The sequence below is a fragment of the Lysobacter antibioticus HS124 genome (genome assembly GCF_000336385.2).
GTDB lineage: Bacteria > Pseudomonadota > Gammaproteobacteria > Xanthomonadales > Xanthomonadaceae > Lysobacter > Lysobacter firmicutimachus.
This window is the reverse complement of record NZ_HG424448.1, coordinates 56,589-78,447: the sequence shown is the minus strand read 5'-3', so window position 1 is coordinate 78,447 and position 21,859 is coordinate 56,589. Positions and strand designations below refer to the sequence as shown.

Below are 21,859 nucleotides of genomic sequence, written 5' to 3'. Positions count from 1 at the left end.
AATCCCGGGCCTGCTCCGCGGCACAGCGCCGCCGCAAATCGCGGCCGAGGCCTCCACGCCAGGGCAGGGGCGGCGCAAGCCGCGACCGGGGCCGCGCAAAAAACCGAGCGGCTGCGTCTCGCTGGATGCCGGACGCCACCGCCGCACCGCCGTAAAGCGCCGGCGCGGGCCTGTCCGGTCACGTAGGACGCATCGCGCTCAAGCCGCCGCGCAACGCCAATGCCAAGGCTCGTACACGATCCCGTGCGGGTTGTCGCGCGGATAGCTCATGACGTAACCGTAGCCGCCGGCGTGTTCGCGCAGCCAGGCGAAGGCCGGGGTGGTTTCGAAAGATTCTTCGGCCGGCGGCTCGCCGGGAGCGCCGATGTCCAGGGCCAGGCCGCTGTGGTGTTCGCTGTAACCCGGCGCGGCGTTGACGGTGAGGATCTGCTCGATGCGCTGGCCGCGGGCGAGTTTGCGTTCGAAGATGCCGAGCTGGTAGTCGTGGCTGCGGTAGCCGGAGATCGCTTCCAGGACGATGCCGTCGCGCTGCGCGGCCTCGCGCAGATGGGCCCAGGCGCGCGCGGCGGCGGGGTGCAGCCACAACGGGCGCGCATAGCGATCGCGGCCGGCGTAGGCGAGGCGGTCGGGTTCGGCGATCAGCGTCAGACCGGTGCGGGCCTGGTAGGCGTGGCCGTCCAGTCCCAAGGCGACGAGCCGGTGTTCGATCCGGTCCAAGGGCAGCTCGCGCACCCGCAGCAGACCCTCCCGGCGATAGTCGGCCGCGCGCTCCAGCGCATCCAGCGCGGCATCCAGCCCGGCCTCGCGATTCAGCCGGGGAATCAGCGGCAGCAGGCCCTCGGCCAGGTCGGCGGCGAGGAAGCGGCCGTCGCGCTTGCGCCGCAGTACGTGCTGGGCGCGGGCCAGGGCGCGCGCGTCGTGGCTGCTGCGCGCGCGCAACAGGCCGCCCGGCCAGAGTTCGATCTCGGGCGTGTTGATCAGAATGTTGCCGTGGCCGCGCATGGGCTCAGGTTAGCCCGCGCGCCGCGGCGGCGCCATGCGGAGAATGGCGGGGGCCATCGCGCTCAGGCCGGGCGCTTGAAGTACAGGCGGGTGCCGAGGATGGCCGGGTCGTGCTCGACCGCGACCAGTTCCCAGCCCTGCGCGCCGCGCGCATCGAGTTCGTCCTGGATGCGCTGGCGGGTCGGCGCTTCGAACAACTGGTAAGTGATCTCGGTAACGTGATGCGTCCACTTCGGGGCGGTCATGATTCGTTCTCGGCGGGCGGGGGCTCCGGCTGCCGCGGCAGCCGTCCGTTGCGACGCAGAGCGTCGCGCAGGACATATTCGATCTGAGCGTTGAGCGAACGCAACTCGTCGTCGGCCCAGCGCTGCGCCGCGGCGAGCACCTCGGCGTTGATCCGCAGCGGATAGGCCTTCTTCTCGCTCACCGCGACCGCTTCCGCTGGTTGTCGTCGGAATCGCGGTAGCTGCGCCGCGCCGCGGCGACGGCGCGGATCAGCAGCACGGCCAGGCCGTTGACTGCGACCAGCAGGGCGATGGTGACGCCGGCGGTGCGGCTCTGCTCGCCGTTCGCCCAGTAATACCCCAGGGCCGCGAACAGCATCGCCATCGCGGTCAGGGCCAGCAGGCGCGCGATGCGCGCGGCGACCGCGTCCGGGTCGCGCAGGCGCGCGGCGTCCAGGCCGTTGACCAGGTGCAGTTGACCGCGCGCGACCAGCACCGCGCAGACCAGGATCGGCAGCGCGGTGACGACCATGGCGCCGGGCAGGATGAAATCGTCCAGGTTCATCCGTCCGGCCCTCAGTACAGCGTGCCGGCGTTGACGATCGGCTGGGTGCTGCGGTCGCCGCACAGGACCACCAGCAGGTTGCTGACCATCTGCGCCTTGCGCTCCTCGTCCAGATGCACCACGCCGTTCTTCTGCAGCTCGGCCAGGGCCATTTCGACCATGCCGACCGCGCCGGCGACGATGCGGGTGCGCGCGGCGATCACCGCGTTGGCCTGCTGGCGCTGCAGCATGGCGTGGGCGATCTCCGGCGCGTAGGCGAGGTGGCTGATGCGCGCGTCGATCACGTTGACGCCGGCATCGGCCAGGCGCTCCTGCAGTTCCTGCTTGAGGTGCTGGGAGATCTCGGCGGCGTGACTGCGCAGCGACAGCTGGCCGTCCTCGTGCTGGTCGTAGGGATAGCTGGTGGCCATCGCCCGCAACGCCGATTCGGATTGGATGTGGACGAAAGTCTCGTAGTCGTCGACGTTGTAGACCGCCTCGGCCGAATCGACCACCTGCCAGACGATCACCGAGGCGATCTCGATCGGGCTGCCGTCGAGTTCGTTGACCTTGAGCTTGCCGCTCTCGAAGTTGCGTACGCGCTGGCTGACCTTGCGCTTGGAGTACAGCGGATTGTTCCAGCGCAGGCCATTGTCCTTGACCGTGCCGACGTACTTGCCGAACAGGCTCAGCACCGCGGCCTGGTTGGGTTCGATCATGTACAGGCCGGTCAGGCCGAACACCGCCGCCAGGCCGATCAGGACCGCGACGACCAGCAGCACGGGCTGGCCGTTGTGGGCGCCGGCCAGGAAGCCGTAGACGGCCACCAGCAGTACGACGAGCAGGCCCAGCAGCGTCGGGATGCCGGGCAGGGATTGGGTGGGGTTTTCCTTCATGGCCGCGTCTCGTCCGTAGGTCTGGAAATATTGATATCAAATTGATATCAAATTTCCCAGGGCCGTCCGTCGGAGGGCAGCCCGGCCGGCGTGCGGACGCACCCGCCGGGGCGACAAAGGGCAGGGGAGAGGGGCGCCCGCGAGGCGGGGCGCGCTTCAGGGCGCGATCCGGTACAGCGGTGCCGGAATGAACTCGCCGGTGGCGTAGAGGCTGCGGCCGTCGGCCGACCACCCCAGGGCCTCGGCCTGCGGCAGCCAGGGCAGGTCGCTGATCCGCGGCTTGGCGGCGACGGCCTCGGCCCAGGTCTGCCGCGGCGCCCGCGGGTACAGCAGCAGGTAGCGGTAGGTCATCACCGCCAGCGTGCGGCCGTCCGGCGAGACGTCGGCCGCGGTGACCTGGCCCTGCAGCTTGGCCCGGGCCGGGCTGTTGCGCAGGGTCTGCGCGTCCGGCTCGGGAATGCCGGCCAGGGCGCCGAGCCGGGTCGCGGTCTGCAGCGCATTGCCCGCCGGCATCAGCGGCAGGGCGAACAGCTCCGGCGGCCGGCGCTTCTTGGAGATCAGCAACACTTGCTTGCGCTGGACATCGACGGCCACCGCCTCGCAATCGCGCGCGCCGTCGGGCCAGCGGAACGCGATCGACCAGGCCGGCTTGAGGCGTGCGTTCTCGAGCTTGGCCGGCTCTTCGATCACGTGCAGTTGCAGGCTGCGGCGCAGGCCGCCGTTGTCGCCGGTGTCGGCGATCAGCAGGTAAGCGCGGCCGTCGAGTTCGAACGCGGCGATGTCTTCCCAGTCGGTCTTGGTGACGCCGTCGATGCGCAGCGTCGCCAGCCGGTCGCCGTGGGTCGAGACCGCGAACAATCGTTCGGGGTTGCCGCCGTCGTCGTGCATCCACAGCACGTCGGCGTGGCGACGCGAGGCCGCCAGCCCGCTGATCTCCGACAACTGCGGGTCCAGCATCATCCCGGCCATCTGGCTGCTGCCGTGCGCCGGCGGCGGCGATTCGGCCGCGCAGGCGGCCAGCAGCAGCGCCGCGCACAGCGGCAGCGCGCGGCGGGCGCGGGCGGCCGGCGGAGCGGTGGCGACGGTGCGCACGGCGGACCGAGGGCGGGGGAATCGCATGCGCCAAGGATCGCATGCGCGGCGCGCGGCGCCATAGCCCATCGGGCCGAGGCCCGCAGCCTGCGGCGCGCGATCCGGGAGGCGGGCGCTAAACTAGCGGCTCCATCGCCCGCCCGCTTCACTGAGGAATCCGCATGACCACGCTCGGCACGCCGCTGTCCCCGCACGCTTTCCGCGTGCTCCTGCTCGGTTCGGGCGAATTGGGCAAAGAAGTGGCGATCGAGCTGCAGCGCTTCGGGGTCGAAGTGATCGCCGCCGACCGTTATGCCGATGCGCCGGCGATGCAGGTCGCGCACCGCAGCCACGTGCTCGACATGCTCGACGGCCAGGCCGTCCGCGCCCTGATCGCGGCCGAGCGGCCGAACCTGATCGTGCCGGAGATCGAGGCCATCCACACCCAGACCCTGGTCGAGCTGGAACGCGAGTTCGCCGATCGCGGCAGCGACACCCGGGTCATTCCGACTGCGCGCGCTGCGCGCCTGACCATGGACCGCGAAGGCATCCGCCGCCTGGCCGCCGAGACCCTGGGCCTGGCGACCTCGCCCTACCGCTTCGTCGATACCGTCGAGGACTACCGCGCCGCGGTCGCCGCGCTGGGCCTGCCGTGCGTGGTCAAACCGGTGATGTCGTCCTCGGGCAAGGGCCAGAGCCTGGTGCGCAGCGACGCCGACATCGACGCGGCCTGGGACTACGCCCAGACCGGCGGCCGCGCCGGCGCCGGCCGGGTCATCGTCGAAGGCTTCATCGACTTCGACTACGAAATCACCCTGCTGACCGTGCGCCATGCCGGCGGCGTCACCTTCTGCGCGCCGATCGGCCACCTGCAGCGCGACGGCGACTACCGCGAAAGCTGGCAGCCGCAGCCGATGAGCCCGGTCGCGCTGGCGCGCGCGCAGCAGATCGCCCGCGCCATCACCGACGAACTGGGCGGTTGCGGCGTGTTCGGCGTCGAACTGTTCGTCAAGGGCGACGAAGTCTGGTTCAGCGAAGTCTCGCCGCGTCCGCACGACACCGGCCTGGTGACCTTGATCTCGCAGGACCTCAGCGAGTTCGCCCTGCATGCGCGCGCCATCCTCGGCCTGCCGATTCCGACCATCCGCGAGCACGGTGCGTCGGCGTCGTGCGCGGTGCTGGCGCAGGGCCATGGCGTGCCGGTGTTCTCCGGCGTCGATGCGGCGCTGGGCCAGGTCGACACCCAACTGCGCCTGTTCGGCAAGCCGCGGGTGGAGGGCCAGCGCCGGGTCGCGGTGACGCTGGCGCTGGGCGAGGACATCGAGGCGGCGCGCGCCAAGGCGCGCGAAGCCGCGGCGCAGTTGCGGGTCGAGCTGCGCTGAGCGCGCGGCCTCATCCCTTTCCATCATCACCGGAGCGACGATGAACGAGACACGAGGCTATGCGGTGTTCTTCTTCCCGCAGGCGCTGGAAGTGCTGGGCGACGCGATCCGGCCGTACCTGCTCGACGGGCCGGTCGGGCCGCATCTGCTGTGCCGCGAGATCGACACCGGCGGCGCCTTTACCGAGATGACCCTGGAAGGCCGCGATGCGGACGGCCGGGTGGTGTCGCTGGAGTTGATGGTCCCCGGCAGCATGGTGCGGATGATCGTGTCCGCGCACGGCGAGGGCTCGTTCGGTTTCGGCTCGCGCCTGCGCGGCGCGGCGCCGGCCGGTGCGACGCCTGCGGATGCCGCGGCGCCTGCGCCCGCGGCGCCGGATTCGCTCGCGACGCCGACCGCCAGCGGGCGCGATGAGCCCGAAGGTTGAGCGATGGCGAACCGCTGCGGGGCTTCGGCGCTCGCGGCCAAGTCGGGCGTTCGTCGCGATGACGCCGACGCGCTAAAATCCGCGCGGGCGCGGCCGGAGTCGCGCCAAGGAGGCGCCGCTGTCCGGCGCCGATGAGCCCCTAGGATGAGTACCGCCTCCACCGTCACCTTGTATCGCCCGGTCGGCCCGGAAGAACTGGCCCTGCTGCGCGACAGCGGCTTCAAGCGCTGGCCGCCGCGCCTGCCGGAGCAGCCGATCTTCTATCCGGTCACCAACGAACGCTACGCGGCGGAGATCGCCGAGCGCTGGAACGTCAAGGACAGCGGTTACGGCGCGGTGACCCGCTTCGAAGTCGATGCCGCTTTCATGGCCCGCTACCCGCTGCAGAGAGTCGGTGGCGCGCACCACACCGAGTGGTGGGTGCCGGCGGAGGAATTGGAGCAGCTCAACGACCACATCGTCGGCACGATCGAGGTGATCGCGGAGTTTCATCCCGGGGAGTAAGCGCGTCGCTGTGCTGAAGCGTACAGCGGTCGCCTGTAGGAGCGGCGCAAGCCGCGACCCCGGGACGTGCAGAGTATCCAAGGCCGACGTCATCGATCGAAGCCCGAAACCGTCGCCGGGGTAGGAGCGGCGCAAGCCGCGACCACGGGGCGCGCAGAGAAATCAACGCCTTCGCTATTGATCGAAGCTCGAAGCCGTAGCGCCGGCTTCTACAACAAAAGCTCCAAAGCCAAGCTTCCGTCCGCAAGCGGCCGGGTCACTTTCTTTGTCCAAGGCGACAACGTCCTACGGGATTTCCTTCGGTCAAAAGTAACCAAAGAAAACGCCATGGCTGTTTTCGGATCAAGAGCCGCTATGGGACGTGGCCTGCGCAGGGCTGCTCCGCACAGGCCCTCCCTGGCCTGGCTACGCACGGCCCGCATCCTTGCGGGCCGCCCTCCGGGGCTTCGATTTGTCCTCGCGAGATCGATGCGGCGCCAAGCTGTTCATGGCAACAGCAACAGCAACAGCAACGGCAACGGCAACGGCAACGGCAACGGCAACGGCAACGGCAGACGGTGCGTGGCGATTGTCGGGAGGCCGTTCTCGTAGCAACCGGAAGGTCGTTTCGACGTCGCCCCGTAAGGCATGGGCACATGCCGCCGGTGTCGGATGGAGATGATTAGGCGATGAGCAGTGCCGCTGCACCCGGCGGCGCGGGGGCGGGCCAACCGCCTGTGTCCAGTGCGAAGGCGTCGAGCGCGGCGGTGAGGCGCTTGCGTGCGCTGAGTGGAGTTGGCCTCGCTGGGTTCAATCCGCCAGATCCACCCACACCAGATGATGATCGCTGGCATCGGCGATCTTGGCCGCTTCGCTGCCGGCCCGCGGCCAGAACACGCCGCGCTCGCGCACGCTCCAGCCGCGCGAGGGCAGGACGTAGTCCAGGCGCAGGGTGCCGGCCTTGGGGCCGAAGTCGCCGGTGTGTTCGGCGGTGTCGCCCTTGCGCGCGAAGCCGTAGGCGGCGGCGCGTTCGGGGGCGCCTTCGCTGCGCGGCGCCGGGCCGGGGGCGACGCGCGGGTGGTCGAGCAGTTGCCTGATCGCGCCGGGCATGCCGTCGCCGTCGAACGGGTCGGCGTTCATGTCGCCGACGATGACGAAGCGCGCGTCTTCGGCAAGGCCGCCGCAGCGGCCCTGGTCGTCGCACAGCCAGGCCGGTGCGCCGCCGTCGAGGTAGCGCGCCCACAGGCCGATCTCGTCGTAGTTGCGCGCGCCGTTGCGGTCTTCGGGACCGTCGAATACCGGCGGGGTCGGGTGTGCGGCGAGGACATGCAGGACGCCCAGCGGGGTGCGCACCGGCACGTCCCAATGCGATTTCGACGACAGCCGCATCTGCGGCCATACCGCCGGCGAGTACCAGGGCTTGCCGGTGGCCGGGTCGCGCGGCTGGCGCGCGTTCGGCAGGTCCGCCCACTTGAAGGTCTGGAAGCTGCGCACCGCGTCGTCGTCGATCGGGTACTTGGACAGCACCAGCATGCCGTACTGGCCCGGGTGCAGGCCGTAGCCCCAGGCGTCGTTGCCGCGCGCGCGGTCGCCGCGCGCCGCGGTGCCGGACTGGCCGTCGCCGTCCAGGTCCAGGCCGCTGGGCACGCCGGTGTTGACCGGCGCCAGGTAGCGATAGGGGTAGCGCAGCGCTTCGCCGCCGCCGTCCTGGGCGACTTCCAGGTAGCGGCGCTGGAACAGATCGGCGGCGCGCTGCTGCGGGTCGTAGTCGAACTCGTTGAGCAGGACCAGGTCCGGGCGCACGCGCTGCAGCACCGCGGCGATCTTGCGCGCGTTGTCGTCGCCGGCTTCCAGGCGACGGATCAATCCGCCGGCGGATTCGTCGTAAAGCGAGGTGTTGTAGGTCGCCACCCGCAACGTGGCGCTGGCGTCGGTCTGGGAGCGCAGCCAGCCTTGCGGATCGCCGTGAACGTTCACTTGGGTGCAGGCGCCGAGCAAGGCCGCGGCGAACGCGGCGCAGAGAAGAGGGAGTCGTGACATGCGCGCATGATGGCACGGTCCTGCGGCAGGGTTGATTACAGGGGCAGGCGGCGGGACGGGGGCGTAAACGACGACGCCCCGGCAAGCCGGGGCGTCGCGGGTCGCAACGGGCGAAGCCGTCGCGGCCGGATTACAGGGTGCAGCCGAACGCGGCGTACTGCGCCTTGCTCTGGTCCAGCGCCATCTTGCAGGCCTGGGCCAGGCCGGCCTTGCCTTCCGGCGTCGCGGCGGCCTGCTTCCAGGCGTTGCGGCTGGAATCGATGCCGGTCTGGAACGCGGCGCGCTGGGCTTCCGGCACCTTGTCGGCCAGGCAGGCGGCGATCTTGTTGAGGTAGTCGTCGCACTCGGCGACGCCGACGCTGTCGGCGGCCGGAGCGGCAGCCGCGGCCGGATCGGTGGCGGCCGGGGTCGCGGCCGGAGCCGAGGCGTCGGCGGCCGGAGCGGCGGCGGCATCGGCGGCCGGAGCCGTCGCAGTGTCGGCGGCCGGGGCGGCGTCGGCCGGCTTGTCGGCCGGCTTGTTGCAGGCGGCCAGCGCCAGAGTGATGGCGGCAGCCAGGAACAGGGTGTTGAACTTCATCGCGGACTCCATGTGGCGGTGAGTGAATCGGGTGGCGGCTCCATTGCCATGCCTGGGCGGCGCCTTCCCGCGTGTCGTGGATCTAAGGTCACGACCGGGCAACGTGATACACGACCTGAACGAGACGAGTGTTACAAATGTGTAAAAACGCGCCAGTCGCGGCCGTCGAAGGCCTCCAGCGGGCGGAACCGGCGCTTGTAGTCCATCTTCGGATGGCCGGCGATCCAGTACCCGAGGTACAGGTGGCCGCGGCGCTCGCGCCGGGCCCATTCGATCTGGCGCAGGATCGCCAGCGTGCCCAGGCCACGGTCGGCGTGGTCGGGGTCGTAGAAGGTGTAGACCGCCGACAGCGCGTGCTCGACCACGTCGGTGACCGCGACCGCAAGCAGGCGGCCGTGGCCGGGTTCGCGCAGTTCCAGGAAGCGGTTTTCGCTCCAACTGCCGATCAGGAACTGGTCGAACTCGATCGCGCCGTGACCGTCCATGCCGCCGCCGGCATGACGCGAGGCGAGGTAGCGCTTGTAGAGATTCAATTGCTCGGTGGTGCGCTCGGCGGCGTGGACGCGCATCTCGACGGCGGCATTGCGCGCCAGGCAGCGGCGCTGGCTGCGGTCGGGAACGAAGCGCTCGACCGGAATGCGCACCGCGACACAGGCGCGGCAGGCGGCGCAGTGAGGCCGGTAGACGATGTCCCCGGAGCGGCGGAAACCCCAGCCCAGGGCGTGCGGGTACCAGTCGCGCAGGCGCGGATCGCGCGGGTCCAGCACCAGGTCGCGGGCGGTACGTTCCGGCCAGTAGCCGCAGGCGTGCTCGCCGGTGTGGAACAGGCGGAGGTCGTCGCTGTCCGGCTGCGGTTGCGTGCCCATGCGACCAGCATAGCGCCGCCCGCACGCGCCGCGCATGGCCTGCGTCGCTGTCTTGCGACTGAACCCCGCCGGGACCGTGTCAACCGCCGTCCGGCGCGGGCGTTGATCCGTCTATCGGCGCCGCGGTGGCGCCTGTCGCAGGAGTCAACGCATGAACCGTTCCTCCCTCTACGTCGCCGCGCTGGCGGCGTTCGTGTTCGCCGGCGCGGCCGTGGCCGTGCCTTCCGCCGACGCAGCCGCGCAGCAGGGGCCGCGGAGCCGGCTGGACGCCAACCAGGACGGCGTGATCAGCCGTGAGGAAGCGGCCAAGCTTCCGCGCCTGGCGGAGAATTTCGACCGTTTGGACAAGAACCGCGACGGCAAGCTGGACGCGAGCGAGCGTCCGCAGCGCCGCGGCGGGCGAGAGCACGGTGGCCGCCACGGCGGTCCGGGCGGCGTCGGCGCGCTCGACGCCGACGGCGACGGACGCATCAGCCGCGCCGAAGCGGGCAAGTTTCCGCGCCTGGGCGAGTCCTTCGATCGCATCGACCGCAACCGCGACGGCTATCTGGTACGCAGCGAACTGCGCGCCCATCACGAAGCCGAGCGTCCCAAGCACGAGGCCGAGCGCGCCAAGCGCTTCGACGAACACTTCGCCGCGGCCGATCTCAACCGCGACGGCAAGCTGAGCAAGATCGAAGTCGAAGAGAAGATGCCGCGGCTGGCGCGCAGCTTCGCCTTCTACGACGAAGACCGCGACGGCTTCCTGACCCGGGCCGATCTCAAGCCGATGCCGCATCGCTGACATCGCCGCAGACACGGCCGCCGCGACGACCGTCGCATGCCGCAGGCGACCGGGCATGCACCCCCTTGGGCGCGCTCAGCGCGCCCGCTTTTTTTTTGCGAATGCGCGCGCTGCGCTTTTTTGAACGTGCAGCGCGCGACGCGCGGTTCCCCACTCGCCGTCGGATGCATACACCGGCCTTCGCCGAGCGCGTGCCGTTGCCGAGGCGCGCTCGGCCTCAGCCGAAGCGCCCGGCGTGGTGCAGCGCGTAGAGCACGGCGGCGACCATCACGGCCGAACTCCAGGCCATCGCCTGCGGCCCCAGTATCCAGCGGTATGCGCGGCTCTGGCGCGGATCGCGGCCGGTGTCGCGGAAGATGCGTTCCAGACTCGGCGCCAAGGCGCGAGGCAGGGTGACCATGTAGATCCATGTCCCGGCGGCCAAGGTGATCAAGGTCAGCACGATCGGCACGAACCAGCCGCGGCTGAGTTCCAGGGACACCAGCAAGGACAGCGCCATGATCAGGCTGAGAGCGGTCATCTGCCAGATCAGGCGGACAATGCGCGCGCGCTCTTGAGGCGTGGCGGCGAAGGACAGCAAGTAGCGAGAGGTGAGGACGGTCGCCGTGGTGCCGCCGATGAAGCCGCCGATCAGCCCGCCCATCGACGCGTCGGTCCAGCTTGCGATGCGCAGCGACAGCGCCGCCGCATCCAGCGGTGCGCCGGTCACCGCCTCCGTCACCGGCGAAAGCACCCGCTCGACCACGAACACGAACACGCTGCCGACGAAGCCGCCGACGGTGCTGGTGATGCTGGCGCCGAGCTTGCCGGCCAAACCCGAACCCAGCGTGCCGGCCGCGACCGCCGCCGTGGTCGTGCCGCCCGGGCCGATCACGCCGAGCGCGCTGGCGACCAGGGTGGTGAAGCCCACCGACGGTGCGCTGGCCTGGGCGAACACGGCGAAGCGGTCCAGCAGCTCGGCGCGCACCGCGCTGCGCGCGCGCGACAGGCGCTTGCGCACGGCCGCGTCGCTGAGCCCAAGCAGGGCCGCGACCTGTTGCGAGCTCTGGCCTTCGCGGTAGTACAGCAGCAACACTTCGCGGCTGTCGTCGGGCAGGGCCGAGATCAATTCGGCGGCGGCCTGGGCGCGTTCGGCCTCGATCAGACGATCCATCGCCGTCGGCGCCGGGTCGGCCGCGGCGGCGATGGCGGCTTCGACGTCGTCGGCCTCCCGCGGCTGGCGCGAGCGCGCGCGCAGGTGGTCGTGGGCGAGGTTGCGGGTGATCTGGCGCAGCCAGGGCAGGAAGCTGCTGGGGTTGTGCAGCTTGCGGATGTTCTGCCAGCCGCTGATGAAGGCTTCCTGGGCGATGTCCTCGCTGGCCGGCACGTCGCGCACCATCGCCAGGGCGATCGCGGTGATCGAGTTCTGGCAGGCGGAGACGATCCGCGAATAAGCCGCGGCGTCGCCGTTGGAGGCCGCCGGCAGGTCCTGGCCGATCAGCGAATTGAGCGCCTCGGCGTTCATCGCGCGCCCTCCGCCCTGCAAGGCGACGAGGCCGGTGCGGCCGGTACGGCGGGGCGGAACGAGTGCGGGCAGGACATCGGGTCGGTCTCCAGGCGGCGGCATCGCGCGATGCCTGTCTCCCCAGACGTCGCCGCTGCGGAAATGTGACCACGCCGGGCGAGCGGCTGTCCATGCCGCCCGAACGCCGCAGACGGCCGCTGCCCGGCCGGCGGCTGCGGAAGCCGCCGAGCGAGCGTTCGGTCGTTCGGGATCGAGCGGTTGGGGCCGATCGGCCGAGCCGGCCGGCCTAAATTGGCCGGTCTAAATTGGCCGGTCGAGATTGGCCGATCGGGGAGCGCAGCGATCCGACGCTCGCGGACGGCAGGACAGGCCGGGTGCGTCCCGTGCCGGCTCAGCCCATCGCGCGCACGGTCTTGACCACCCGTACCACCGTCCAGCGGCCGTCGACGCGCTTGACCTCCAAGGTCTTGTAGGCCGCGGCGAGGCGGTGGTGATAGGCGCTGTACTCGATGGTGCCGGCATCGGCCGAACTCGGACGGAACGCGTGCACTTCGATCAGTTCGGCCGGCTGGCCGTCGCGGGCGCGGCTGCCCTGCTCCTCGTCGGCGACTTCGACGCATTGGCTGGCCGGTAGCAGGCGCAGGCCCGGGCGGGCCAGGGCGGTCAGCAGCTTGCGCGGCGCGTCGCGGCGATCCACCCGCAGGCACTGGGTGGTCTGATCGGCCTCGGCGAGTTGATGGGCGAACACCGCCTGCGCCAGCGCAGCCGGGGTCGCCGCGGTCTTGCCGTCGAAGGCGTGCGCAGCCAGGGCGACCTCGGCCGGGTCTTGCGCCGGGACTGGGGCCGGGCGGTTGCGCAAGTTGTGGAACATGGCCAGGCCCAGCACCACGGCGATGCAGACCAGTAGGCCGACCTTGATCCGCAGCGCGCGCTTCTGCCCCGGCGTGCGGGCCTGGTCGATCCGCGATTCGAAGCGGAACGGCGCATGGCTGGGGGCTTCGGCGCGGGTGCTGTCGATCAGCCCGGCCTCGCGCAGCAGATCGCGGGCGCGCAGTTGGTCTTCCGAACGGATCACCCACACCGCCGGCCGTTCCGGCGCCTGCTCGCGGTAACTGAAATTGGAGCGGCGGTTGCCCTTGTAGGAGCGGTCGTTGGTGACCCGCACTTCGATCCCGGCGTCGCGCAGCAATTGCGCCACGCCTTCGACGTTTTCCAGCCGCGAACTGCTGAAGACCTGCCTCATGTCATTCCTTCGCCGGCACGTGGCTCGCGGTGGCGGCGTCCTTGACCACGCGGATCAGGCCTTCCTGCGCGCTGCTGGCGACCAGGCGGCCGTCGCGGTCGTAGATCTGCCCGCGCGCCAGACCGCGCGCGCCCTGCGCGCTGGGGCTGTCGATCGAGTACAGCAGCCATTCGTCGGCGCGGAACGGACGGTGGAACCACAGCGCGTGGTCGAGCGAAGCCATCTGCACGTTCGGCTGGTAATAGCTGATGCCATGAGGAAAGGTCGCGGTGCCGAGCAGATGGAAATCCGAAGCGTAGGCGAGCAGGGCGCGGTGCAGCTCGGGCGCGTCGCCGACCCGCTCGCTGAGGCGGAACCAGACCTGCTGGTACGGCGGGCGCTTGGGCGGGTTGAGCTCGTCGCGCGGGTAGACGTGGCGGAACTCGAACGGCCCCTGCCGCGAGAGCCAGCGCTGGACTTTGTTCGGCAGCGTGGCCATGACCTCGGCCGGCACCGCCGGCGCCGGCTCGATGTCCTCGGGCTTGGGCACTTCCGGCATCGACAGTTGGTGCTCGCCGCCTTCCTGGTCTTCCTGGAACGAGGCGGCGAGGAAGAAGATCGGCTGACCGTGCTGGATCGCGGTGACCCGTCGCACCGAGAAGCTGCCGCCGTCGCGGGTGCGGTCGGCCTGATAGACGATCGGCGCTTCGATGTCGCCGGCCTTGAGGAAGTAGGCGTGCAGCGAGTGCGCGGTGCGCGCGGTCTGCAGGGTCGCCTGCGCCGCCGACAGCGCCTGGCCGAGCACCTGGCCGCCGAACACGTATTTGGTGCCGATGTCGCGGCTCTGGCCGCGGAACAGGTTGTCTTCCAGCCGCTCCAGCGACAGCAGTTCGATCAGTTCGGAGACGGGCGAGGTGGTCATGCGGCCGGGGCCAGAGGGCGAGGCCGGCAGTATAGCGAAGGGGCAAGACGGGCCGGCCGCCGGGCCGGCCCGCCGCGTCGCGGTTCAGCGCGGGCAGTAGCGCGGCGGCACGCTGCTGCGCAGGTCGGCGAGGAAGATCGCCGGCGCGTTGACGCCCGGGATCAGCCGGCCGTAGCCGGAGACGAAGGCGGTGCGCAGGCCGTCGGCGCTGATGCTGGCGTAGCTGCTGTCCTGCGGCGAGCCGTCCTGGTGACCGGGCGAAAGCAGCTCGGTCGCGCCGTTGCTGCGGTCGCGACGATACAGGCCGGCCGGGCTCCACGGTCCCTGCGACGGCGAGCTGAACGCCACATGCCGGCCGTCGTGGTCCAGGGCCGACCAGCGGCTCTGGTAGGGCGTCGGTGCGTTGCCCGGATTGATCGTGATCATCTCCAGCGTGCCGGCGACGGTGTCGCGGACGAAGATCTGCGGCGTCAGCGGCGACGCGCTGCCGGTGAGGTTGGGCGCGGAACTGCGGAAGGACACGTAGCGGCCGTCGCCGCTGATCGCGTCGACGTCGGTGGCGCCCTGGGTCGGGATCTGGCCGTCGCTGCGGCGGTCGACGAGCTGGTTGCTGCCGGTGCCCAGATCGCGCAGGTAGACGTGCGGGGTGGTGGACCAGACGATGTCTTCGGCGATCAGGTTGAGTGCGCCGCTGCGGAACGCGAGGCGCCGGCCCTGGGCGTCGATGCGCGGGTATTGGCCTTCGGCCGGCTTGCCGTCGCGGTCGCGGCTGACCAGGGCGAGGCTGTCGGCCTGCACGTCGTAAACGAATACGTTGGTGCCGGAGTTGTCGTTCGCGACCAGGTTGTTGGCGGCGGACTGGAAGGCCAGGTAGCGGCCGTCGGCGCTGATCGAAGGCTCGTCGCTGGGGCCGTCGCTGCCGGCGGCGCGCGCGGCGCTGACCCGGCGGATGCGTTGGGGATCGCCGACCGCGCGATGACGGTCGAGCAGGAACACGTCGGTGTGGCCGTTGCTGTCGTTGTCGCCGTAGACCAGATTGCTGGCGCGCGAGGCGAAGGCGACGTAACGGCCGTCGCCGCTGATCGAGGAGCGGCCGACCGAGCCGCCGGAGGAGTTGTTCGGCGCCTTGCCGTCCCAGGTGAGGCTGGCGATTTCGGTGCGGCGGCAGAACACGTCGTAGACGAACACGTCGGCGCCGAAAAAGCCGTCGACGCCGGGCGCGACGAAGCCCGACGCGGTCGAGCTGAACGACACCCACTGGCCGTCGGCGCTGAGTTCGGGGTAGTAGGCGTTGATCGCCGCGTTGGGGTTGTCGTGGGCGTGGCTGATCAATTGCAGGCGCGGTTGCGCGGCGAGCGGAGCGGCCGCCAGCGCGAGCGCGGCGGCGAGAGCGGAAATACGGGTCATGGTGAGGGCGTCCTTGATCCTGCGGGGAGAATGCGCGCCGCCGAGGCTGGCGCTGGCGCCGGCGCACTCCTGCCGGCGTGGGCCCAGTATCGAGCGGGGCCGGATCGCAGGGCGAGAACGAGACCGCGGTTTCGTCGCGTCAAAGCGGGGGGGCGGTCGCAAGGCCGGCCGCGCGGTCGCTCAGGGCAGGCGTTGCAGCCCGCAGGCGGCCAGCACCTGCGGCCAAGGGAAACGCGGACCCGGATCGCGTTTGCGCGCGACTTCGACCGAAGCGTCGTCGCTGGCCGCGACCCGGGCCGTGTCCAGGTCTTCGTGGCCGGCGATGTAGCGCAGGCCGGGCAGGCGCGTGCGCAGGTCGGCGAGCAGGGCGATCAGGGCCTGGATCTGCGCCGGCGGGTAGTCCTCGTCCATCGCCTGATGGCGCGAGTCCAGCCAATGCGGATAGCGCCCGGTGTTGACCAGTTCGATGCCGACCGAGCGCGGGTTGTAGCCGCGCACGTGGTGGGCGATGCGGTCCTCGGCGACGTAGCGCAGGATGCGGCCGTCGCGGTCGAGGTAGTAATGGCCGCTGTTGCCGGTGCCCGAGGCCGGGTACAGCTCGCGTTCGCCGTATTCGCGCGCGGTCGCCAGGTCCGGCAGTTCGGTGCAGTGGATCACCGCCAGGTCGATCGCGCCGGGGTCGCGCGCTTCCAGGCGGGCTTCGTAGGGCAGGGGCTGGACGAGGATGTCCGGCGGCAGGTTCAGGGGCGGCATGGGCCCGGATGCTACCATTCGCTTTCCCACGGAGCCCGCCATGACCCTGCCGCCCGCCGACTCCGCGCTCGGAAAACTGATGGCCACGCTGCCGCGACCCGGCCGGGTCGAGTGGATCGGCGTGCGCCCGGCGCGTGGCGTCACCATGCAGGCATTGGACGAGGCGATCGCCTCGGCCGGCGGCGGCCTCGACGGCGACCGCTACAAGGGCGGCAGCGGCAAGCGCGGGATCACCCTGATCCAGGCCGAGCACCTGCCGGCGATCGCCGCACTGGCCGGCCGCGATGCGGTCGAGCCCGCGCTCTTGCGGCGCAATATCGTGATTTCCGGCCTGCCGCTGATCGCACTCAAGGACCGCCGCTTCCGCCTCGGCGAGGCGCTGCTGGAGTGGACCGAATCCTGCGATCCGTGCTCGATGATGGAAGCGGCGCTGGGCCCGGGCGGCTTCAACGCGATGCGCGGCCACGGCGGCGTGTGCGCGCGGGTGATCGAAGGCGGGCGCATCCGCCGCGGCGATGCGTTGGTGCCGGCGGACGCCTGACGGCGCCCCGGCGCGCCGTCCGCGCCCGAGGCGCGGCGAATTGAAACCACTTAACCAGATCGGATCGATGGGCATTACCGGACACTGCATTCTCTCTCACGGCTTCGAGAGCGGCCCCGACGCGACCAAGGTCACCGCCTTGGCCGAGATCGCGCAACGCTACGGCTGGAGCCACGAGCGCCCGGACTACACCGATCTGGACGCCAAGCGCGAGGTCAGCTCGCTCGGCGACGTCATGGCGCGCCAGCAGCGCCTGTTGGAGCTGGCCCGCGCCGCCGCCACGCGCGGGCCGCTGTTGCTGGCCGGATCGAGCCTGGGCGCCTACATCTCGGCGCGGGTCTCGCTGCAGGTGCCGGTGGCCGGCTTGTTCCTGCTCTCGCCGCCGACCGCGATGGGCCCGGCGCCGGCGCTGGACGCCGCGCCGGTGCCGCTCAGCATCGTGCATGGCTGGGACGACGAATTGATTCCGGCCGCCGACGTGGTCGCCTGGGCGCAGCCGCGTCGCGCACGCCTGCTGCTGGTCGACGACAGCCATCGCCTGTCGGCGCACGTCGACGCCGGCGCCGAGGCGTTCGCGCGCTTGCTCGAGCGGGTGAGCGGGGTCGCGGCATGAAAAAGTTCTACGCCAGCTGCGGCAAGGGCCTGGAATACCTGTTGGCCGACGAACTGGTCGCGCTGGGCTGCCGTCGCGCCACCGCCGCCACCGCCGGCGCCAACGTCGAAGGCACGCTCGCCGACGCGCAGCGCGCGGTGCTGTGGTCGCGCCTGGCCAGCCGGGTGCTGTGGCCGATCGCCGAATTCGACTGCGCCGACGAGCACGCGCTGTATCGCGGCGTGGCTGCGGTCGATTGGACCGAACACCTGGAGAGCGTGCACACCCTGGCGGTGGACGCGCATGTCTCCGGCGACGCGATCACCCATGCGCGCTACGCCGCGCAACGGGTCAAGGACGCGGTGGTCGACACCTTGCGCGCGCGCACCGGCGCGCGCCCCGACGTCGATACCGAGACTCCGGACCTGCGCCTGAACCTGGTCCTGCGCAAGGGGCGCGCCATCCTTTCGGTGGATCTCGGCGGCGGCCCGCTGCACCGGCGCGGCTGGCGGCAAAAGCAGGGCGAAGCGCCGCTCAAGGAAAACCTGGCCGCGGCGGTGCTGTTGCGCGGCCAATGGCCGAAGGTCTACGCCGAGGGCGGCGCGCTGTTCGACCCGATGTGCGGCAGCGGCACCCTGCTGATCGAAGGCGCGCTGATGGCCGCCGACGTCGCGCCGGGCCTGCAGCGCCACGGCTTGCTGCCGCCCACGCGCTGGCGCGGCTTCGACTTCGCCGGCTGGCGCGCCCTGTGCGACGAGGCGAGGACGCGCGAAAGCGCCGGTTTGGCCGCGCTGCGGCCCGCATTCGCTGGCAGCGACCTGGACCCGCACGCGATCCGGGCCGCGCGCGAAAACGAGGCGATGGCGGGCCTGTCCGGCCTGATCCATTGGCAAGTCGCCGATGTCGCGCAATTGCAGGCCTTGCCGATCGACGCCGGCGCTGCGCCGGGAGTCGCGGTCTGCAATCCGCCTTACGACGCCCGTCTCGCGGCCGACCCCGCGCTCTACCGCGCCCTCGGCGACGCGCTCAAGCGGCTGGTGCCGTCTTGGCGCGCCAGTCTGTTGTGCGGCGACGCCGGGCTGGCCCAGGCCACCGGCCTGCGCGCCAGCAAGAAGTACCAGATCTTCAACGGCGCGATCGAATGCGCGCTGATCGTTTGCGATCCGATCGCCCGCATCGGCCATGCCGAGCAGCGCGCGCAGGCCGAGGACGCCGCACCTGCGCCGCTCAGCGAAGGCGCGCAGATGGTCGCCAACCGCTTGCGCAAGAACCTGCGCAAGCTCAAGTCCTGGCGCGAGCGCGAAGGCGTGACCTGCTACCGCGCCTACGACGCGGACCTGCCGGAGTACGCCGCCGCGATCGACGTCTACGCCAGCGACGAAGCCGAGCCGCGCACTTATCTGCACGTTCAGGAGTATGCGGCGCCGGCGACGATTCCCGAGGCCGACCAGCGCCGGCGCTGGAACGAGCTGCTGGCGGCCGCGCGCGAGGTGTTCGCGGTGCCGCGCGAACGGATCGCGTTGAAGACCCGCGCCCGCGGCAAGGGCGGCAGCAAGTACGGCCAGTTCGACCAGCGCGGCGAGTTCGTGGCGGTGCGCGAAGGCGCGGCGCGGCTGCGGGTGAATCCGTTCGACTATCTCGACACCGGCCTGTTCCTCGATCACCGGCCGATGCGTCTGCGCATCGCCGGCGAGGCGCGCGGACGCCGGTTCCTCAACCTGTTCGCCTATACCGGCGCGGCGACCGTGCAGGCGGCGGTCGGCGGTGCCGCGGAAACCACCACGGTCGACCTGTCGGCGACCTACCTGCAGTGGTGCGCGGACAACCTGCGCGAAAATGGCATCGCCGGCCCGCAACACCGCTTGGTGCAGGCCGATGCGATGCAATGGCTGGAAGCCGACCGCGGCCGCTACGACTTGATCTTCTGCGACCCGCCGACCTTCTCCAATTCGGCCCGCGCCGACGACTTCGACATTCAGCGCGAGCACGTGCGCCTGTCGCGCGCGGCGGTCGCGCGCCTGGCCGACAACGGCGTGCTGTATTTCTCCAACAACTTCCGCCGTTTCCGCTTCGACGACGAAGCGGTGGCGCAGTTCGCCCGCTGCGAAGAGATCAGCGCCGCGACCATTCCGCCGGATTTCGCCCGCGACGCCCGGATCCACCGTTGCTGGCGCCTGGAGCCGCGTTGATGCCGTCGCATTCGTCTTTTCGTTCCGCCGGCCGCGGCGCGGCCGAGGCTTGCCGATGAAGTCCGTCCGCAAGCCCGGTGCCTGGACGTTCTTCCGCCAATGGCTGAAGAACCCTTTGCGCGTCGCTGCGGTGGCGCCGTCCAGCGCCGAACTGGCGGCGGCGATGATCGCCGAGCTGCCCGACGAAGCGCGGCGGGTGATCGAACTCGGCGGCGGCACCGGCGCGATCACCCGCGCCTTGCTCGGCGCCGGCATCCAGGAGCGCGATCTGCTGGTGCTGGAACTCAACGAAGAGCTGCACGCGCACCTGCAGCTGCGTTTCCCGCGCGTGCCGGTGCTGCTCGGCGACGCGCGCATGCTGCCGGCGCTGGCGCGCGAGCAGGGCTATCTGGAAGACGGGCCGGCCGATGCGATCGTGTCCGGCCTGGGCCTGTTGACGATGCCGCATCCGCTGCAGCGCGACATCCTTGCCGCCGCGTTCGAATGCCTGCGCGAGGACGGGGTGTTCGTGCAGTTCACCTACGGCCCGAGCGCGCCGGTCGCCGAAGCGGTGGCGCGCGGACTCGGGCTGCAGGTGCGCCGCGGCGAATTCGTGCTGCGCAACGTGCCGCCGGCGACGGTCTACGTTTACCGCAAGCCGCAGCGCTGAGCCCCGGCGACGCCCGGCTCCCCATGGAAGCGGCGCAAGCGGCGACAACCGAAGGGAACGGGGCGTAAGCGTCACAGCCGAATCTCGCATCGCCGGGCTTTGCCTCGCGCCTGCCGCTGGCTCCATCGTGAACGCAGCGCCGGCATCGCTGCGGCTGCCACGGCTTAGCCTGCCTCCTGCAAGACAATTGTTCTTTATTTGTAATTGATGATTGCAGTTTTGGCGGTATTGTTCTGAATTTGTCGTGACATCCTGGCCGCCATCGCCGATCCGGCGTGTCGAATCTGGAGCGTCCCATGGCCCCCGCCACCTCTACCGCTTACGCCCGCGTCGGCCGCAAGCTGCGCGGCCAGCCCACCTCGGACGGCGCCGGCGTGCGCCTGACCCGGGTCATCGGCGGCCCGCAGCTGCCCGATCTGGACCCGTTCCTGCTGCTCGACGAATTCGGCACCGATCGGCCGGAGGACTACCTCGCCGGTTTCCCCGAGCATCCCCACCGCGGCTTCGAGACCGTCACCTACATGCTCGACGGGCGCATGCGCCATCGCGACAACCACGGCAACGAAGGCGTGCTGGTGCCCGGCAGCGTGCAGTGGATGACCGCCGGCCGCGGCCTGGTGCATTCGGAGATGCCCGAACAGGAGCAGGGCCGCATGCGCGGTTTCCAGCTGTGGGTGAACCTGCCGGCGCGCGAAAAGATGACCGAGCCCAAGTACCAGGAGTTCGCACCCGATCGCATCGTGCAGCTGGCGCCGGCGCAGGGCGTGCAGGTCAAGCTGATCGCCGGCCGCCTCGGCGATCTGCGCGGCCCGATCGCGCAGCCGGCCACCGATCCGGTCTATCTCGATGTCGCGCTCGCCGACGGCGCCGCCTGGGAATACGACCTGCCCGAGGGCCATAACGCTTTCGCCTATGTTTACGAGGGCGAAGCGGCGATCGGCGAAGGCGAGGATGCGCGCACGGTGCAGGCGCAGGAGTTGGCGGTGTTGGCCGGCGGCAGCCGTCTGCGCTTGCGCGCATTGCAGCCGGATACGCGCCTGATCGTGGTCGCCGGGCGGCCGCTGCGCGAGCCGGTGGCGCGTTACGGCCCGTTCGTGATGAACACCAAGCAAGAGCTCATGCAGGCCTTCGTCGACTTCCAGGAAGGCAAGTTCTGAGAAGGCCAGTTCCGAGAAGGGAAGGTCTGAGAGGCGAGTTCTGAGTCGAACCGTCGCGGCATGGACGCCGGGCGGCGCTCTGCGAAGGGCTGCGCGCGAGCGCGGCCCCGGCCTGCAGCCACGGCGGAAGGACGCTGCCGGTCGGTCGCCGGCGCGCGGTTGCACTGTTGCAATGGCCGACCGCTGCGGTCCCGCGCGTTGATCGAGTATGGAACGCAGCGCGGCGGCGTCGGCCGGAGCGACTGCGATGACGCGCGGCCCGCCGCGCCCGCATGGAGCAACCGTCAATGGCCACCCGAATCGATCCCAAGCAATTCACCATCGTCGCCACCTTCGTTTCCGCCGGCGTCGCCGCCGGCGCGGGCGGTTTCGTCATCGTCGGCGGCAAGCTCAAGAAAGTGCCGCCGCGCGGCATCAAGCAATTGCAGGCGGCGTACCAGATGCTCGAAAGCGCCGATGGCCTGGCCGCCGGCCGGCTGAAGACGCAGCTGCAGCAGAACGCGGTGGACCTGGCGCAGCAGGCCGTCGGCGCCTGACGCATCCGCCGGCCGGGGCCGACGCCGCAGGGCGCCGTTGAGTTCCGGCCTGCCGGCGCAAGCCGGAGTCCATTCCGCTTCGCCCGTCCGC

Annotated in this window: 24 protein-coding genes; 10 read left to right on the top strand and 14 right to left on the bottom strand. The window is 70.7% G+C overall.

The window, feature by feature from the left end; genetic code table 11:
* Positions 1-198: 198 nt before the first annotated feature.
* The 6 genes from TX83_RS02230 to TX83_RS02205 form a co-directional block, all read right to left on the bottom strand.
* Positions 199-1,002, bottom strand: coding sequence for a M15 family metallopeptidase (locus TX83_RS02230; RefSeq protein ID WP_064746287.1), 804 nt, complete (start codon positions 1,000-1,002; stop codon positions 199-201).
* A gap of 62 nt (positions 1,003-1,064) precedes the next feature.
* Positions 1,065-1,247 carry a hypothetical protein gene (locus TX83_RS02225; RefSeq protein ID WP_064746286.1) on the bottom strand — a complete coding sequence of 61 codons (183 nt, stop codon included), beginning with the start codon at positions 1,245-1,247 and terminating at the stop codon, positions 1,065-1,067.
* Positions 1,244-1,429, bottom strand: coding sequence for a hypothetical protein (locus TX83_RS02220; RefSeq protein ID WP_064746285.1), 186 nt, complete (start codon positions 1,427-1,429; stop codon positions 1,244-1,246). Before TX83_RS02220 ends, TX83_RS02225 begins: the two co-directional genes overlap by 4 nt.
* Positions 1,426-1,791 carry a hypothetical protein gene (locus tag TX83_RS02215; protein ID WP_064746284.1) on the bottom strand — a complete coding sequence of 122 codons (366 nt, stop codon included), beginning with the start codon at positions 1,789-1,791 and terminating at the stop codon, positions 1,426-1,428. The genes TX83_RS02220 and TX83_RS02215 overlap by 4 nt, the downstream gene beginning before the upstream one ends.
* 11 nt (positions 1,792-1,802) lie before the next feature.
* Entirely contained in the window at positions 1,803-2,666 is an 864-nt protein-coding gene (locus TX83_RS02210) for an SPFH domain-containing protein (protein ID WP_064746283.1), read from the bottom strand.
* A gap of 156 nt (positions 2,667-2,822) precedes the next feature.
* Positions 2,823-3,758, bottom strand: a complete 936-nt coding sequence (locus tag TX83_RS02205; RefSeq protein ID WP_064746282.1) for a hypothetical protein — start codon at positions 3,756-3,758, stop codon at positions 2,823-2,825.
* Positions 3,759-3,919: 161 nt separating this feature from the next.
* Here TX83_RS02205 and purT point away from each other — a divergent pair, with 161 nt between their 5' ends.
* The 3 genes from purT to TX83_RS02190 all read left to right on the top strand — a co-directional run bounded on the left by purT (position 3,920) and on the right by TX83_RS02190 (position 6,050).
* Positions 3,920-5,119, top strand: coding sequence for a formate-dependent phosphoribosylglycinamide formyltransferase (purT, locus tag TX83_RS02200; RefSeq protein ID WP_064746281.1), 1,200 nt, complete (start codon positions 3,920-3,922; stop codon positions 5,117-5,119).
* Positions 5,120-5,159: 40 nt separating this feature from the next.
* Positions 5,160-5,546, top strand: coding sequence for a hypothetical protein (locus tag TX83_RS02195; RefSeq protein WP_064746280.1), 387 nt, complete (start codon positions 5,160-5,162; stop codon positions 5,544-5,546).
* Positions 5,547-5,690: 144 nt separating this feature from the next.
* Positions 5,691-6,050, top strand: a complete 360-nt coding sequence (locus tag TX83_RS02190; protein WP_064746279.1) for a hypothetical protein — start codon at positions 5,691-5,693, stop codon at positions 6,048-6,050.
* Positions 6,051-6,839: 789 nt separating this feature from the next.
* On the opposite strand, the gene TX83_RS02185 is transcribed toward TX83_RS02190, so the two are convergent.
* The 3 genes from TX83_RS02185 to TX83_RS02175 form a co-directional block, all read right to left on the bottom strand.
* Positions 6,840-8,069 (bottom strand): endonuclease/exonuclease/phosphatase family protein, encoded by a 1,230-nt coding sequence (locus TX83_RS02185; RefSeq protein ID WP_064746278.1) that lies wholly within the window; start codon positions 8,067-8,069, stop codon positions 6,840-6,842.
* A 130-nt stretch (positions 8,070-8,199) separates the two neighbouring features.
* Positions 8,200-8,646, bottom strand: a complete 447-nt coding sequence (locus TX83_RS23630; RefSeq protein ID WP_075574944.1) for a hypothetical protein — start codon at positions 8,644-8,646, stop codon at positions 8,200-8,202.
* Positions 8,647-8,777: 131 nt separating this feature from the next.
* A complete protein-coding gene (locus tag TX83_RS02175; protein WP_064746277.1) occupies positions 8,778-9,512 on the bottom strand; it encodes an arginyltransferase in 735 nt (244 codons plus the stop codon).
* Positions 9,513-9,663: 151 nt separating this feature from the next.
* On the opposite strand from TX83_RS02175, the gene TX83_RS02170 reads away from it, so the two are divergent.
* On the top strand, positions 9,664-10,296 hold the full coding sequence (locus tag TX83_RS02170; RefSeq protein WP_064746276.1) for an EF-hand domain-containing protein: 633 nt from the start codon (positions 9,664-9,666) through the stop codon (positions 10,294-10,296).
* A gap of 217 nt (positions 10,297-10,513) precedes the next feature.
* Here the strand turns inward: TX83_RS02170 and TX83_RS02165 are convergent, their stop codons facing one another.
* The 5 genes from TX83_RS02165 to TX83_RS02145 all read right to left on the bottom strand — a co-directional run bounded on the left by TX83_RS02165 (position 10,514) and on the right by TX83_RS02145 (position 16,104).
* Positions 10,514-11,800 (bottom strand): RNA polymerase sigma factor, encoded by a 1,287-nt coding sequence (locus tag TX83_RS02165; RefSeq protein ID WP_064746275.1) that lies wholly within the window; start codon positions 11,798-11,800, stop codon positions 10,514-10,516.
* A gap of 391 nt (positions 11,801-12,191) precedes the next feature.
* A complete protein-coding gene (locus TX83_RS02160) occupies positions 12,192-13,043 on the bottom strand; it encodes a hypothetical protein (protein ID WP_075574940.1) in 852 nt (283 codons plus the stop codon).
* A 1-nt stretch (position 13,044) separates the two neighbouring features.
* Positions 13,045-13,944: an acyl-CoA thioesterase II gene (tesB, locus tag TX83_RS02155; RefSeq protein WP_064746274.1), complete on the bottom strand. Its 900-nt coding sequence runs from the start codon at positions 13,942-13,944 to the stop codon at positions 13,045-13,047.
* A gap of 84 nt (positions 13,945-14,028) precedes the next feature.
* A complete protein-coding gene (locus TX83_RS02150) occupies positions 14,029-15,351 on the bottom strand; it encodes a TolB family protein (protein WP_064746273.1) in 1,323 nt (440 codons plus the stop codon).
* Positions 15,352-15,531: 180 nt separating this feature from the next.
* Positions 15,532-16,104, bottom strand: coding sequence for an N-acetylmuramoyl-L-alanine amidase (locus TX83_RS02145; protein WP_064746272.1), 573 nt, complete (start codon positions 16,102-16,104; stop codon positions 15,532-15,534).
* Positions 16,105-16,144: 40 nt separating this feature from the next.
* Between TX83_RS02145 and TX83_RS02140 the strand changes: the two genes are divergently transcribed.
* The 6 genes from TX83_RS02140 to TX83_RS02115 all read left to right on the top strand — a co-directional run bounded on the left by TX83_RS02140 (position 16,145) and on the right by TX83_RS02115 (position 21,768).
* Complete coding sequence (locus TX83_RS02140) at positions 16,145-16,645, top strand: MOSC domain-containing protein (protein ID WP_064746271.1); 501 nt, start codon at positions 16,145-16,147, stop codon at positions 16,643-16,645.
* Positions 16,646-16,712: 67 nt separating this feature from the next.
* A complete protein-coding gene (locus tag TX83_RS02135; RefSeq protein WP_064746270.1) occupies positions 16,713-17,258 on the top strand; it encodes a YqiA/YcfP family alpha/beta fold hydrolase in 546 nt (181 codons plus the stop codon).
* Positions 17,255-19,426 (top strand): bifunctional 23S rRNA (guanine(2069)-N(7))-methyltransferase RlmK/23S rRNA (guanine(2445)-N(2))-methyltransferase RlmL, encoded by a 2,172-nt coding sequence (gene rlmKL, locus TX83_RS02130; protein ID WP_064746269.1) that lies wholly within the window; start codon positions 17,255-17,257, stop codon positions 19,424-19,426. The genes TX83_RS02135 and rlmKL overlap by 4 nt, the downstream gene beginning before the upstream one ends.
* A gap of 55 nt (positions 19,427-19,481) precedes the next feature.
* Entirely contained in the window at positions 19,482-20,075 is a 594-nt protein-coding gene (locus TX83_RS02125) for a class I SAM-dependent methyltransferase (protein WP_064746268.1), read from the top strand.
* 296 nt (positions 20,076-20,371) lie between these two features.
* Complete coding sequence (locus TX83_RS02120) at positions 20,372-21,232, top strand: pirin family protein (protein WP_064746267.1); 861 nt, start codon at positions 20,372-20,374, stop codon at positions 21,230-21,232.
* 287 nt (positions 21,233-21,519) lie between these two features.
* Positions 21,520-21,768 carry a hypothetical protein gene (locus TX83_RS02115; RefSeq protein WP_064746266.1) on the top strand — a complete coding sequence of 83 codons (249 nt, stop codon included), beginning with the start codon at positions 21,520-21,522 and terminating at the stop codon, positions 21,766-21,768.
* Positions 21,769-21,859: the final 91 nt, after the last annotated feature.